The 12,893-nt window shown below is 66.6% G+C and carries 9 protein-coding genes; 2 read left to right on the forward strand and 7 right to left on the reverse strand.

What is annotated here, in order from left to right:
• The first annotated feature begins 158 nt into the window (after positions 1–158).
• Positions 159–419, forward strand: a complete 261-nt coding sequence (gene rpsT, locus QNN98_RS09395; protein ID WP_227911452.1) for a 30S ribosomal protein S20 — start codon at positions 159–161, stop codon at positions 417–419.
• A gap of 73 nt (positions 420–492) precedes the next feature.
• Here the strand turns inward: rpsT and holA are convergent, their stop codons facing one another.
• The 5 genes from holA to leuS all read right to left on the reverse strand — a co-directional run bounded on the left by holA (position 493) and on the right by leuS (position 8,802).
• On the reverse strand, positions 493–1,518 hold the full coding sequence (holA, locus tag QNN98_RS09400) for a DNA polymerase III subunit delta (RefSeq protein WP_283996892.1): 1,026 nt from the start codon (positions 1,516–1,518) through the stop codon (positions 493–495).
• A gap of 190 nt (positions 1,519–1,708) precedes the next feature.
• Positions 1,709–4,240, reverse strand: a complete 2,532-nt coding sequence (locus QNN98_RS09405; protein ID WP_283996893.1) for a ComEC/Rec2 family competence protein — start codon at positions 4,238–4,240, stop codon at positions 1,709–1,711.
• A gap of 85 nt (positions 4,241–4,325) precedes the next feature.
• Positions 4,326–5,177 carry a ComEA family DNA-binding protein gene (locus tag QNN98_RS09410; protein WP_283996894.1) on the reverse strand — a complete coding sequence of 284 codons (852 nt, stop codon included), beginning with the start codon at positions 5,175–5,177 and terminating at the stop codon, positions 4,326–4,328.
• Between the two features lie 105 nt (positions 5,178–5,282).
• Positions 5,283–6,287, reverse strand: a complete 1,005-nt coding sequence (locus tag QNN98_RS09415; RefSeq protein WP_283996895.1) for a DegV family protein — start codon at positions 6,285–6,287, stop codon at positions 5,283–5,285.
• A gap of 13 nt (positions 6,288–6,300) precedes the next feature.
• Positions 6,301–8,802, reverse strand: a complete 2,502-nt coding sequence (gene leuS / locus QNN98_RS09420; RefSeq protein ID WP_442860136.1) for a leucine--tRNA ligase — start codon at positions 8,800–8,802, stop codon at positions 6,301–6,303.
• A 337-nt stretch (positions 8,803–9,139) separates the two neighbouring features.
• Here leuS and QNN98_RS09425 point away from each other — a divergent pair, with 337 nt between their 5' ends.
• A complete protein-coding gene (locus QNN98_RS09425; protein ID WP_283996896.1) occupies positions 9,140–10,192 on the forward strand; it encodes a sigma-70 family RNA polymerase sigma factor in 1,053 nt (350 codons plus the stop codon).
• A gap of 214 nt (positions 10,193–10,406) precedes the next feature.
• On the opposite strand, the gene glpK is transcribed toward QNN98_RS09425, so the two are convergent.
• Both glpK and QNN98_RS09435 read right to left on the reverse strand, forming a co-directional pair.
• Positions 10,407–11,930 (reverse strand): glycerol kinase GlpK, encoded by a 1,524-nt coding sequence (gene glpK / locus QNN98_RS09430; protein ID WP_227911459.1) that lies wholly within the window; start codon positions 11,928–11,930, stop codon positions 10,407–10,409.
• Positions 11,931–11,986: 56 nt separating this feature from the next.
• On the reverse strand, positions 11,987–12,733 hold the full coding sequence (locus tag QNN98_RS09435; RefSeq protein WP_227926239.1) for an MIP/aquaporin family protein: 747 nt from the start codon (positions 12,731–12,733) through the stop codon (positions 11,987–11,989).
• Positions 12,734–12,893 lie beyond the last annotated feature (160 nt).

Consider the following 12,893-nt stretch of genomic DNA (forward strand, 5'->3'; position numbering starts at 1 on the left):
CCGGCACCGAATCTCTGCTAACATTTATTGCTGTGTGTCCGCGCAGGTCGACGGGCACTTCAGTTCAGGCGCCATTACGGTATCCCCACGCCGCTCAGTCAATGTCTGGTCTGAAATACCCTCACCGACCAAGTCCGCAATACAAAGAGAGTTTATAAGTGGCCAATATTAAGTCCCAGAAGAAGCGCATCCTCACCAACGAGAAGGCGCGTCAGCGTAACAACTCGGTGAAGTCCGAGCTGAAGACCGTCATCAACAAGGTTGATGTTGCAGTCAAGGCCAGCGACAAGGATGCAGCAGCCGAAGCGCTGAAGACCGCCAGCCGCAAGCTGGACAAGGCCGTCAGCAAGGGCGTAATCCACAAGAACAACGCTGCCAACCGCAAGTCGGCCATCTCCAAGAAGGTCAGCGCGCTCTAAGCAGCAAGCTAGCAAGACTTCCGGCGCGGCCGGTCCTTCGGGACCGGCCGCGCTTTGGTTTAAGTCCAGGCTTTTACCGGCCCGATGCCGCCAGGGCAATTACGGTCACGGCGCGTTCCACCGCGTACACGGGGTCCCGTCCGGCGCCCTTGACCTGGGCGTCTGCTTCGGCGAGGGCCTGCACTGCTTCGATGAGGGACTCCGAGGAAAACCTCTGCGCATCCCGGCGTGCCTGATCCACCTGCCACGGTGCCATGCCCAGTTCCTTGGCCATGGACGCGGAGGAACCGCGCAGGTTCACCACGCGGGCCACCGCGCGGACCTTCATGGCCAGGGCGCCGACCAGCGGCACCGGATCGACTCCTGTATCCAGTGCGTGACGCAGCATGGACAGCGCCTGGGCCGCCCGGCCGGCCAGGGCGGCGTCTGCCACCTTGAAGGCCGTGGCTTCGACCCTGCCTCCGTAGTAGCGTTCCACCAATTCTTCGGTGACCTCGCCGGTGGCGTCACTGATCAGCTGCTGGCAGGCCGCAGCCAACTCGGACAGACTGGAACCCACGGCGTTCACCAGTGCGCGGGCGGCAGCCGGATCTATGCGGCGGCGGGCGGACCGGAATTCGGAGGTGACGAACTCGAGCTTTTCTGCATCCTTCTTGAACGGCTGGCATTCCACCACCGGAGCACCGGCAGCCTTCACGGCGTCCAGCAGCTTTTTGCCGCGGTTGCCGCCGCTGTGGTGCAGCACCAGGACTGCGTCCGGGGACGGATCCTTCAAATAGGCAAGGGTTTCGGTGAGGAAGTCTTCGTTCATGGAGGCCAGGTTCACGGCTTCAATGAGTTTGGCTTCGCCGAAGAGTGAGGGGCTGGACTGCAGGGTGAGTTCCCCCGAGGCGTAGGAAGCGGCGTCGAACTGCACCAGCTCGGTGTCCGGCTGCTTCTCCCGCAGCGCCGCCCGTAGCCGGTCCCGGGCCCGGGACGCCAGGTAATCTTCGGGGCCGGCCAGCAGGATAACCGGGGCCGGTTCGACCTCCCGCCACGACACCGTGCGCGAGGAGGTTTTGCTGCCGGAGCTGCGTTTGGAAGGGACGGCCGGATTCACAGCAGGTGCTCCTGGGATTGTGCTGGCGGCGGGGTTGCGGAACCCGCCGGGATCAGTGGATCTGAGCATACCCGCACTGCGGATATCCTCCCTCCAAGATTCTCACGCCGGTCCGCGGGCACCAACTCAGGGCTCCGCGCCGGTTCCGGAGAGCCGGTGTCCGTCCCGAAGCCGTCAATCCACCGTCCGGTCACGGCGGCAGCCCGCTGACCTGGAGGGCGTCCTGGCGCCGTGCCACCAGGACGGTCCCCAGCTCATCCGTCCGTGCTACAGCTGCGCCGGCGCTTTCCAGTCCCTGGACAATCTGCGGGGCCGGATGTCCGTAGTCGTTGTCCGCTCCGACCGAAATCAGCGCCAGCGACGGATGGGCTGCACGCAGCCACCCGTCGCCGCCGTTGCGGGCACCGTGATGGGCCACCTTCAGCACATCCACTCCGGCCTGCAGGACGGGGTGGGATGCCAGGACCGCAGCGGCGGCGTCCGTTTGGGCGTCTCCGGTCAAAAGCACCGTCAGGGGCGGCCGGCCCGGGTCCGCAGCGGCAACAGTAAGCAGCAGGACGGCGCTGGCATTGTTCTCATCGTCCTCCCCCGCACCCGGCGTTGCCCGTCCTGAGGCTGTTTCCGGCGGCCAGAGAACTTCCCAGCGCACCATGCCGGCGGTACCCGTCATGCCCTCACTCAACCGGGTTCGGGGCGCCGATGAGCCGGACAGTGCCTCCTCCAGTTCCGGGGGCAGCGTGGACGACGCCGTGGAATATCCAATCTCCCGCACGCTGCGCCCGGACAGGACACCGGCGGTGCCGCCGTAGTGGTCCAGATGGGCATGTGTTATCACCAGCAGGTCGATGCTTTGCACGCCCAGCCGGTCCAGGCAGTTATCCATGTCCTCGGGCTCACCGCCCGCATCCACAACGACGGCGCTCCCCGGCCCGGTGCGGACCGCCAGTCCGTCGCCCTGCCCCACATCGCACGCAGCCAGCACCCATTCCTTCACCGGCACGGCCGGCCCCTCTCCCGCACCCCGTAGGACCAGAACCGTCCCGGCCGGCAGGACCAGGACAATGACCGCACCGGCCACGGTCCAGCGGTTAACGTTCCAGCGGTTAGCGTTCCAGCGGTTAACGTTCCGGTGCCGGAACCAGGGCAGTGAGGGCCCCTGCCGGCGTGGAAGGTCCCCGTGGTGCCGGTTCCTCCGGGACAAGTACAGGATCCCGCCTGCGGCGCCGGCTGCGGCCGTCCCCATCAGCACGGCTCCGGGTCCGCCTGCCGGCCACGGCGCCAGGGCGCCCGGCACGGATTCGAAGGCACGGGCGGTCCCGGCGACCCACCAGGCCCCTGCGGCCGCGACCGCCAACGGGATTCCGGCAGCGGCCGGTGCCAACCCGACCACTGCCACGGCCAGCATTCCCGTGATGGTTACGCCCGGGACGACCGGTGCAGCCACCAGATTGGCAGGCACCGAATACACCGGCAATTGCGGCTGGAGCAGGACCAGGACCGGGGCGCAGAACAGCTGCGCCGCGACCGGCACCGTCAGTGCTGCCGCGAACCACAGCGGAAGCCGACGGGACAGCACCCGCAGCAGGTGCGGCCCCAGGACCACCAGTCCCAGTGTGGCGCAGACCGACAGAATGAACGCGTAGCTCGTGCAAAGCCAGGGGTCGATGAACAGCAGGACCGTGATGGACAGGAACAGCAGGGCCACCGGCAGGCGCCCGCGTCCGGATAGCACCGCCAGGGTGCCCAGCCCGCCCATAACCGCTGCCCGAAGCACGCTCGGATCGGGCCGGACAAGCAGGACAAACGCCGCCAGTCCGGCCAGCGCCAGCAGCACGGCGGCTGCACGGGGCAGGCGCGCGGCCCTGGCGGCCAGGAAGATGAAGGCCAGCAGATAGGAGCAGTTGGCACCGGAGACCGCCGTCAGGTGGGTCAGGCCGGTAGCCTTCATGGATTGGCTCAGATCCGGGTCCAGGGTGCTGCGGTCGCCGAGCACCATGCCCGCCAGCAGTCCGTCCACGGATACTCCCCGGTGGGCCGCGGCCTGCACGAAATCGTCCCGCAGCTGTGCCGTTGCACCGTACCAGCCGCCTCCCGGATGGATGTCAGGATCTGTGGCTGCACGCATCAGCGCAAGGTTCCGGTCTCCGGGCTGCAGTTTCTGCAGGGTTCCGGCACTGCTGAACCGGTCGCCCCAGCGGATCGCGGCGTATTCTTCACCGCCCACTACGAGGATGGGCGCTGATGTTCCGAAACGCTTACCGTCCGCAGCGGCGGTTTCGGCGACTGCGTCAACAAGGTACCGGGACTGCCCGGTGAAGCGGTCTGCTGCGGCCGGCCGGGCATCGGACACAGCACGGAAGTCAGCACTGACTGACCTTTCCCCGGCGATGAGACCGGAAACGGGACCGCTGCTGCGCTCGGTCAAAGCACCGGCAGCTCCGGCACAGACAAGCGCTGCAGCGGCCATCGGCACGGCGGCGCCCCGCAGGAGAGCAGCACCGCCCGCCCGCCGGCGCGCTGCCAGGGCAAGCGCCGCAATACTCCCAGCAGCTGCCGCAGCAGCCAGCAGCAAACCGGTTTCCGGGGCCAGCCGCACTGCGCAGAAGGCAGCAGCCCAGGCTGTGGCGGCAGTTGGCAGAAGCCGCAGTTCCAGCACCCGCGCCGGCGGTTCGGTTGTCTTTTGTCCGCGCTGATTCCTGGCCGGCGAACGTGCGGCTGCCACAGCGGGAGCAGGCGCAGCTGATACTGATCCCAAGGCGGAAGCCACATACCGGTCCCAGGTGCCCCTTTGACCCATGCCGAAGCTGCTAAACCGTGACCAGCGGCAGGAGCGCCGCCATCATGGCTTCCCCAATGCCGGGCACCGCGTCCAAATCCTCCGGCCGGCTGAAGCGTCCGTGCTCGGTCCGCCACGCGATGATCCGTTCGGCCAGCACCGGCCCCACCCGCGGCAGCTCCTGCAGCTGCGCGGAGTCGGCGGTATTGAGGTTGACCGGGGAACCGGCTCCGGGAGCCGCGCCGGCACCCGCCCCAGTACCGCCGCTAATCCCAGGCACTCCCCCGCTACCCCCTCCGCGCTCCGCTGCCGTTCCAGCTGCGGGCGGAGCAGCCTCGCCGAGACGGGGCACCAGCACCATGGCACCGTCTTCCAGCACTGCAGCCAGGTTCACCGCTGCAAGGTCGGCATCCGCCGCTGAACCGCCGGCTGCGTCAACGGCATCCACAATCCTGCTTCCGGCCTCCAGGCGGACCACCCCGGGGCGTTGGACAGCTCCCGCGACGTGAACCACTACTACGCCGGCCCCACCGGACGCTGTTGTCGGCCCGGACACGCGGGCGGCTTCTGCGGGGGCATCCGGTGCCGGTGCCGTACCCGTTGCGGAACTGCCGGCGCCAACAGGTGGCTGCGTTGAGGCATCCGGCTCCTCAAGATCAACGGACGCAACCGGTACCGGATTCCGGTCCCTGAGCAGATACACGGCTGCCCCGCATCCCAGCAGCAGGCACACCGCCAGTACTGCGGCGGGCAGCGTGAAGGCCCACCGGCGTCGCGTGCCGGGAGAATCATCGGGTGCATCCTCTGCGTTCTCGGGAGTAGCCGGCAGGTCCGGTTCCGGTTCGCTCCCCTGCCAGGTGGTTTCCCATCGGTGCTGTGCCATGGGAAAAAGCTAGGTGGAAAACGGCCCATCCAGCTCTCCGCGTGCCTGCAACCGGGCCTTCCGTCGCTGCGCCCGGGACGCCGGCGCCCCTGTGGAGGAAGCCCCTCAGGACGACGGCGACTCCGGCGACTCCGGCGGTGCGCTGACCGGTGCGGCAAGTGCCCCGCGCTCACCCGATATGGGCGCACGGTCCCCGACAACCGCGACCGCCAGTACTCCCAGCCCCACGTGGGCGGCAAGAACCGCAGGAAGCGGGCAGATAAGGATCTCGACTTCGGGTGAAGCTGCCCCGATGAGGCCGGCCAGCCGTTCGGCTTCGGAGGCATTGCCAAAATGGTGCACGGCCGCACGGACCTTCCCGGTCCGCGCGGCGATGTCCTGCTGCACCAGTTCGGCGAGCCGGGCGAGTGCCTTCGGGGCGGTCCGGACGCGTTCCAGCGGCAGGACCTTCCCGTCGCGGACCACGAGGATCGGCTTCACGGCGAAGAGGGTCCCCAGCCAGCCGGCTGCCGCCCCGATACGCCCGCCGCGCCGCAGCTGGTCCAGGCTTGGCACATAGAAGAGGATGTTCGAATCCGCACTCACTGCCCGGGCGCAGGCAGCCACGGCCTCGGGCGGACAGCCGGCACGGGCGCTTTCGGCTGCTGCGGCAACGGCAAAACCGAGTCCCATGGCCGCCGTCGCACTGTCGATAACCTCCACGGGAACAGCTGCCGAGCGGGCGGCAAGCCGCGCGGAGTCCACTGTGCCGGACAGCTGGCCGGAGAGGTGGACGGACACTACGGAGCTGCATCCGGCAGCAGCCAGTTCGGCGTAGGCCGCCTCAAACCGGCCCGGCGCCGGCCGTGAAGTGCGCACCTCGTGTCCCTGGGCCAGGGCCATGGCCAGGGCAGGGATCAGTTCCTCGGATCCCTCACCGTAAATCTGGTCTCCGATCATGACCGGCATGGGAACAACCCGCACAAACCGTGCCACCTTGGCTGCGTCCGCCCACCCCCGGGGCAGGGCGGACGCGGAATCCGTCACCACTCCCACGGACGGCCCGGGGACGGCGGCGGTTTCCCGCTGCCGTCCCTTGGCCCGCGATGCGAGCCGTTCCAGCCAGTCCATGGTTGTCCGGGGCCTAGGCCGGGACGATGTTGACGAGTTTCGGCGCCCGTACAATAACGGTCCGGATGCCGCGCCCGTCAAGGGTCCGCTGCACTGCCTCGGACGCCAGCGCGGCTTCGCGCAGGTCCTCCTCGGAGATGTCCGCGGCAACCTCGAGCCGGTCCCGGACCTTGCCTTGGACCTGGACCACGGCGGTCACCGTGTCCTGCACCAGCAGCGACTCGTCGACCGTGGGCCAGCCGGCGTTCACCACGGAGGCTTCGCGGCCCAGCAGGCTCCACAGATCCTCCGCTGTGTACGGGGCGAACAGGCTCAGGATCACGGCCACGGCTTCGGCAGCTTCGCGCACTGCCGGATCGGCGCCGCCCGCACCGGAATCAATGGCCTTGCGGGTGGCGTTGACCAGTTCCATCAGCTTCGCCACCACCACGTTGAACTTGTTGTTCTCCAGCAGTTCGGTGGCCTCGGCGACGGTCCGGTGCGTTAGCGACCGCAGCTTCTTGTCGCCGCCGGAGTAGTCGATGCCCGGTTCGCTCGTAATGTCCTGCCCCAGGCGCCAGGCGCGGGCCAGGAACTTAGCGGAGCCCGACGGCGAGACGTCGGCCCAGTCGACGTCGTCTTCCGGCGGCGAGGCGAAGATCATGGTCAGCCGCACGGCGTCGACGCCGTACTTGTCCAGCTGCTGGCCCAGGTCCACACCGTTGCCCAGCGACTTGGACATGGCCTTGCCGCCGTTGAGGACCTGGCCCTGGTTCAGCAGCGAACCGAACGGTTCGCTGGTTTCCAGCAGGCCCATATCGTGGACCACCTTGGTGAAGAACCGTGCGTAGAGCAGGTGCAGGATGGCATGTTCGACACCGCCCACGTACTGTCCGACCGGCATCCAGTTCTTCGCCGCCTCCGGATCAAAGGGTCCGTCGGTGAAATGCGGGGATACAAAGCGCATGAAGTACCAGGACGAGTCCACGAAGGTGTCCATGGTATCGGTGTCGCGCTTGGCCGGGCCGCTGCACTTGGGGCAGGCAACGTTGACCCATTCCTCGGCGGAGGCCAGCGGCGAGGTGCCCTTGGGGGCCAGGGCTTCGCCCTTCAGCCCGGTGGGCAGGGTGACCGGCAGCTGGTCATCCGGAACCGGAACCTCGCCGCACTCGGCGCAGTGGATGATGGGGATGGGGGTGCCCCAGAACCGCTGGCGGGAGAGCAGCCAGTCGCGCAGCCGGAAGTTCACGAACTTCTCGCCCGTGCCCTGCTCTTCGAGCATGGCGATGGCGGCCGGAATCGCTTCGGACTTCGGCAGGCCGTCCAGGGCGCCGGAGTTGATCAGGGTGCCTTCGCCGGTGGTGGCAGTGCCGCTGACGGCGGGATCTTCTTCGCCGGTATCCAGGACCGCCCGCACGGGCAGGTCGAAGGTCTTCGCGAAGTCCAGGTCGCGCTGGTCGTGCGCGGGCACGGCCATGATGGCGCCGGTGCCGTAGTCGGCCAGCACGTAGTCCGCGGCCCAGACGGGCAGCTTCTCCCCGTTGAGCGGGTTCACGGCGTAGCGGCCGGTGAAGACGCCGGTCTTGGTGCGTTCGGTGGACTGGCGTTCGATGTCCGAGAGAGCCTTGACCTGCTCGCGGTAGGCCAGCAGGGAATCCATGTTCCCGTCAGTGGTCAGCTCAACCGCCAGCGGAGCGTCTGCAGCCACCACGAAGAAGGTGGCACCGGCCAGGGTGTCCGGGCGGGTGGTGAAAACGGTGACCTGTTCCTCGGGCTTGCCCTCGGCAGCCTCGATCGCGAAGCGGACGTGGGCGCCCTCCGAGCGGCCGATCCAGTTCTTCTGCATGGCCAGCACGCGCTCGGGCCAGTGCCCCTTGAGCTGCTCCATGTCATCGAGCAGCCGGTCCGCGTACTCGGTGATCTTGAAGTACCACTGGTTCAGGGACTTTTTGGTGACCTGGGTGCCGCAGCGTTCGCAGGCGCCGTTGACTACCTGCTCGTTGGCCAGCACGGTCTGGTCCTTCGGGCACCAGTTGACCGGGGAGTTCTTGCGGTAGGCCAGCCCGCGCTCGTAGAACCGGGTGAACAGCCACTGGGTCCAGCGGTAGTACTCCGGGTCGGAGGTGTGGATGCGGCGGGACCAGTCAACGCTGATGGCGTAGCGCTTGAAGGATTCCGCCTGCGTTTCAATGTTGCGGTAGGTCCAGTCGCTGGGGTGCGCATTGTTTTTGATGGCGGCGTTTTCAGCCGGCAGGCCGAAGGAGTCCCAGCCGATCGGGTGCAGCACGTCATAACCGAGCTGGCGCCAGTACCGGGCAACGACGTCGCCCATCGCGAACGCTTCGGCGTGCCCCATGTGCAGGTCGCCGGAGGGGTAAGGGAACATGTCCAGCACGTAGCGGCGTTCGCGGGAGCCGTCATCGGCAGGGGTGAAAACGCCAAGGTCCTCCCAGACCTTCGGCCATTTCTGTTCGATGGCCGCGAAACTGTAGACGGCCTCTTCCTGCTGATCAGTCTGTGACTGCGTGCTCACTATGTTTCGCCTCTGTCCTGAATGAAAAAATCTTGATCCGCGCTCCGGGCCGATGCACCGGAAAACCTGGTCCTCCCCAGACACACAAAAGCCCCTCGACAAGCAAGGGGCGGCCGCGCACAGACGGTGCGCGGCTAGCTAAGGAGGATTACTGCGCTCATTTCTCCACTTTACAACAGAGCGTGCGCTCCGGAAGCAGGATGCCGGGGTGAGCCGCAGGGGGAAATTCTGCCCGGCAGCGTATCTTTTCCCCTGCTCCGTGCGTCTACCGGTTAAAGGCTGTGGCGCAATGCCATTGTTGGTTCAGGACCGCCGGGGGCGGCCTGGGAAAAGGAGCGAAATGTCAGTGGATACAAACCCTGCAGTGTCATTGGCGGGCACGGAAAGCGGCAGTGCGGGACTGGGTGGCATTCCGCGCCAACTGCGGCAGGTCCGGCGCGATTTCCTGCTCGCCCTGGAGCCGGTCCGCCCTTCCGTTTACCGTTACTGCCGAAGCCTGGCGGGGAACGTGTGGGACGCCGAAGACCTGCTCCAGGAAACCCTGACCAAGGCATTGGCCGAGGCGTCCCAGCGGCACGAACCGATCCGGAACCTGCAGGCGTGGCTGGTCCGCATAGCCACCAACACCTGGCTGGACAACGTCCGGCGCAGCACCAGGAACACTGTGGCGGACTTCAGCGCCCCGGAGATGGACCGCGCCGACGACGGCGTCGCCGATCCGCTCACCGCCGTGGCGGTGGAGGCCGCCCTCCGCCGGCTGGTGGATGTCCTGCCACCGAAGGAACGTGCCTGCGTGGTCCTCAAGGACGTATTCGGCTATTCACTGGCCGAAACCGCGGATGTCCTGGATACCAGCGCCGGTGCAGTGAAATCGGCCCTGCACCGCGGCCGGAACACGCTGGCGGCTGCCCAGGAGGCGCCGTCGCATTCCGACGGCTCGTCCGGCGGTCCCGCGGCTGTGGCGGTGCCTTCGGCCGGGCACGCCGAACTGCTGCGCCGGCTGGCGGATGCGTTCAACTCCTACGACATTGAGGCCATGGTCAGCCTGTTCCTGGCGAACGGCCGCACGGAGGTGGTGGGCAATGTCAGCGAAACCGGACACGAGGAAATCCGCACCGGTTCCCTGGACCACACCTTCGGCCCGGAGGCGCCCGAGATCTACCGGGCCACCGTGCACCAATTCGACGGCGAGGAGGTCATCCTGCTCTGGGAACGGCCCAAGGACAGCCCTGACGCAGCGGAAGTGGTGGCCGACGTCGTCCGGATGCGTGCCGCGGAAGGCGTGCCGCTGATTGCGGAGACGAAGGTGTATTTCTTCTGCCCGGAGCTGCTGGAAGAAGTGGCCGGGGGCCTGGGACTGCCTTTCAAGACCAACGGCGTGTCCTACTTCTGACCGGCAGCTTCAGTGGCTTCCTGCGCTTCCCGGGCCCGAGTGGCGTCCACGGCAATGTCGCAGCCGCTGTTGCCCGCTCCTGGAGATGGCGGTGTCCCGGGTAGTCGGGGTTTCCGGCCACATGGAGAACTCGCCACACTGCCGCCTGCGCGGCACAACGCAGAAGGCCCCGGCGGTAACCGCCGGGGCCTTCTGCGTTGTGCTTTGCGTGGTATTAGTTCACGTCAGCGTCAACCCAGTCGAAGGTCTTGGTGACGGCCTTCTTCCAGTTGCGCATCTGCCGTTCGCGCTCGGCATCTTCCATGGCGGGGCTCCAGCGCTTGCCTTCATCCCAGTTGCGTCCAAGCTCGTCAGTGTCGTTCCAGAATCCAACGGCCAGGCCGGCGGCGTAGGCCGCACCCAGGGCCGTGGTCTCGATGACCTTGGGACGCACCACGTCCACGCCGAGGATGTCGGCCTGGAACTGCATCAGGGCGTCATTGGCAACCATGCCGCCGTCCACGCGAAGTTCGGTCAGCGGAACACCGGAGTCGGCATTCACGGCGTCCAGCACTTCGCGCGTCTGGAAAGCGGTGGCTTCCAGCGCGGCGCGGGCAATGTGGTTCTTGTTCACGTAGCGGGTCAGGCCAACCATGGCACCGCGGGCATCGGAACGCCAGTACGGGGCAAACAGGCCGGAGAACGCCGGAACGATGTACACGCCGCCGTTGTCGTCCACCTGGCGGGCCAGTTCCTCGATTTCCGGGGCGCTGTTGATCATGCCCAGGTTGTCGCGCAGCCACTGGATCAGCGAACCGGTGACAGCGATGGAACCTTCCAGTGCGTACACCGGCTTGGCGTCGCCCAGCTGGTAGGCCACGGTGGTGATCAGGCCGTTTTCGGAACGGACAATCTCCTCGCCGGTGTTGAAGATCAGGAAGCAGCCGGTGCCGTAGGTGTTCTTGGCGTCGCCCTGGGCGAAGGCGGCCTGACCGAAGGTGGCGGCCTGCTGGTCGCCCAGGATGCCGGCGACCGGGGTTTCGCGGAGCAGCTGCGACCCCGCAACCATGCCGTAGACCTCGGACGAGGAACGGATCTGGGGCATCATGGACTTCGGCACGCCGAATTCCTTGAGGATGTCCTCATCCCAGGTGAGTGTCTCAAGGTTCATGAACAGCGTCCGCGAAGCGTTGGTCACATCGGTGATGTGCGCGCCGCCGTCGGGGCCGCCCGTCAGGTTCCAGACGATCCAGGAATCCGTGTTGCCGAAGATGAGGTCCCCCGCCTCGGCCCGCTCGCGGGCCCCTTCAACATTGTCCAGGATCCACTTGATCTTCGTGCCGGAGAAGTACGTTGCCAGCGGCAGGCCCACGGTGTTCTTGAAGCGGTCCAGGCCGCCGTTCTGCGCCAGCTCGTCAACGATGGGCTGCGTACGGGTGTCCTGCCAGACAATGGCGTTGTACACGGGCTCGCCGGTGTTCTTGTCCCAGACCACCGCGGTTTCGCGCTGGTTGGTGATACCGACGGCGGCGATGTCGTGCCGGGTCAGGTTCGCCTTGGAGAGGGCGGTGCCGACTACTTCGCGGACGTTGGTCCAGATTTCCTGCGGATCGTGCTCGACCCAGCCGGCGTGCGGGAAGATCTGCTCGTGTTCCTTCTGGCCCGTGGAAACGATGTTTCCGTCGTGGTCGAAGACGATGGCCCGGCTGCTGGTGGTGCCCTGGTCGATGGCGATGATGTACCTGGGATTATCAGGCATTGTTTCTGCTCCTTGCGGTGGGGGTATATGGGTGACCGCGGGCGGCGGCCGGTGCGCTACAGCGAAATTTCCGGGAGGGGAATCTGGGCGCCGAGGAAGCCGCCCAGGGCGCCGCCGATCAGCGGACCCACCACGGGGACCCAGGCGTAGGCCCAGTCGCTGTTGCCCTTGTGCCGGATGGGCAGCAAGGCGTGGACGATGCGCGGACCGAGGTCACGTGCCGGGTTGATGGCGTAGCCGGTGGGGCCGCCGAGGGAGGCACCGATGCCGAGCACTACCAGCGCCACGGCCAGCGGACCCAGTTCGGTCGGTGTACCTGCGAAGGCAATAATCGTAAAAACAAGCACGAAGGTGCCGATAATTTCGGTAACGAGGTTCCAGCCGTAGGAACGGATGGCCGGGCCGGTGGAGAAAACGCCCAGGATGTTGGCGGCGTCGGGTTCGTCGTCGAACTGCTTCTTGTACGCCAGCCATGCGACGAAGGCACCAATAATGGCGCCGGCCATCTGGCCCGCGAAGTAGGTCAGGGCCGCACCGAAGGACACCTCGACACCGGGGGCAAATTCATCGGCACCGCTGGCCCACAGGCCCACGGTGACGGCCGGGTTGATGTGTGCGCCGGAAATGGCGGCAGCGTAAACACCGGCAAACACACCGATGGCCCAACCCCAGTTGACCATCAGGAAACCGCCGCCGGCACCCTTCGTCTTGGCCAGGGCAACGTTGGCTACGACACCGCAGCCAAGAATGATGAGGATGGCGGTTCCCGCCAGCTCACTGATAAAAACTTCTCCCAGAGTCACCATCGACTCCTCCGATCATTTGTGGCATTCCGCGCCCCAGACGGGTGGGCGGATTTCTTTGGTTCTATGCAACCAATCTTTTGCAAGAAGCGCCATTACCTTAGCGGACCTCTTTGGCGGCACGCCAATTACAGCACGGCAAAACAGGTAGTCAGGTCCG

Source organism: Arthrobacter sp. zg-Y1143, assembly GCF_030125565.1.
Classification (GTDB): domain Bacteria; phylum Actinomycetota; class Actinomycetes; order Actinomycetales; family Micrococcaceae; genus Arthrobacter_B.